Below are 1,672 nucleotides of genomic sequence, written 5' to 3'. Positions count from 1 at the left end.
CGCTCGGGGGGGGGGTGGGGGTGGGGAGGAAAGGCGGCCTGAGCGGTTGCATGACGGCGGCCGAGGTGGCCCCGCCAGGCCCAGGAGGGTCAACTCACGGCGTGATTTAACCCGTGAGAAAAGATGGCGTCAAGGGTGTCATCACCGCTAGGTTGACGCCCGAAGGGAGAGCCCATGGCCGAAAAAGGCAGGCGTACCGTCCGCGACCTGCGGCGCGGAAGCCGATCGGCGCTGCTGCGCCATCTGTACTTCGAAGGACCGCTCAGCAGGCACGAGTTGGGCCGGATCAGCGGACTGAGCTCGGGTTCGATCAGCAATGTGGTGGGCGAGCTGCTGGCCGACGGGCTGGTGGAGGAGTGCGGCTCCGTGGAGTCGGACGGCGGACGCCCCCGCACTCTGCTGAGGGTCACCCCGGGCCTGGCCCACCTGGTCGGGGTGGATGTCGGGGAGACCCAGGTCCGGGTGGCGCTCTTCGACCTGGCCCTCACCGAACTGGCCGCCAGCGACCAGCCGCTGTCCGACTGCGGGCACGATGTCGGCCACGTGGTGGAGCTGATCCTCACCGGTCTGTCCGAGGTCCTGGAGCGGACCGGAGTGGACCGCTCCACCGTGCTCGGCGTCGGGATCGGGGTCCCCGGCATCGTCGAGCAGGACCACCCGGAGGCCGACGGGGACACCGTCGTGGTCCACGGACCCACCGTCGGCTGGGACGCGGTGCCGCTGGGCCGGCTGCTGCGGGCCGGGACCGATCTGCCGCTCTACATCGACAACGGCGCCAAGACCCTTGGTCAGGCCGAGATGTGGTTCGGGGCGGGCCGGGGCGCGCGCAACGCGGTGGTGGTGCTCTTCGGCTCCGGCGTCGGCGCCTGCGTGATCACCGACGGGGCCCGCTTCCGCGGCTCCACCAGCAGCGCGGGCGAGCTCGGCCACACCCGGGTGCATGTCGGCGGGCGCCCGTGCCGCTGCGGTGCGCGCGGTTGCCTGGAGGCGTATGTCGGCGCCGAGGCGCTGGTCGCACGGTGGGGGGACGCACCGCCGGGCACCAGCGAGAAGGCCGGACTGGCCGCCCTGCTGGACGCCGCGCGGCAGCCGCACTCCAAGGCCGCCGAGCTGCTGCGGGAGGCGGCGGAGTACCTGGGCGCGGCCATCGCCGATCTGATCAACCTGTTCAACCCGGAACGCATCGTGATCGGCGGCTGGGCCGGACTGCTGCTGGGGCCCCGGCTGCTGCCCGCCATCCGCGACGCCGCCACCGACTACGCCTTCAGCTTTCCCCGCGCCAAGACGGCGATCGAACTGGGCAGTCTGGGGCCGGACGCGGTCACCCTCGGCGCCGCCGCCCTGCCGCTCTCGCACTTCCTGGACTCCGGCGGCAGCCTGTCCTCACGGACCGGACGACATACCCAGGTGGGCTGAGCACACCGGCCGCCACCTGCGGCGATGGTACCTGACGTACAGTCATACCTCCTTGTGGGCACCCTTTTTGCCGCGGCATCGCAGCTTTGTCACAGGGGTTGACATCCAAGTTCCAGGCCCCGGACACTCCCTCGGGGAGCGCTCTCCGAGGCCTTGCGGATCGCATTGAGAGCGTTTTCTGCTCCCTGTGCACCTGTGCCGCTCCGGTCGGCGTTCGACCGGTCCCCGCGCGGACACTCGCCTCGCTCCCCCCACC

Annotated in this window: 1 protein-coding gene; it reads left to right on the top strand. The window is 71.4% G+C overall.

All coding sequences use genetic code 11. From position 1 onward, the window contains the following. The first annotated feature begins 174 nt into the window (after positions 1–174). On the top strand, positions 175–1,416 hold the full coding sequence (locus tag AOK09_RS36645) for an ROK family protein (RefSeq protein ID WP_055591480.1): 1,242 nt from the start codon (positions 175–177) through the stop codon (positions 1,414–1,416). Positions 1,417–1,672 lie beyond the last annotated feature (256 nt).

The organism is Peterkaempfera griseoplana (assembly GCF_001418575.1).
Taxonomy (GTDB): domain Bacteria; phylum Actinomycetota; class Actinomycetes; order Streptomycetales; family Streptomycetaceae; genus Peterkaempfera; species Peterkaempfera griseoplana.
Note: the sequence above shows the minus strand (reverse complement) of the source record. Positions and strands in the feature narration are given on the sequence as shown.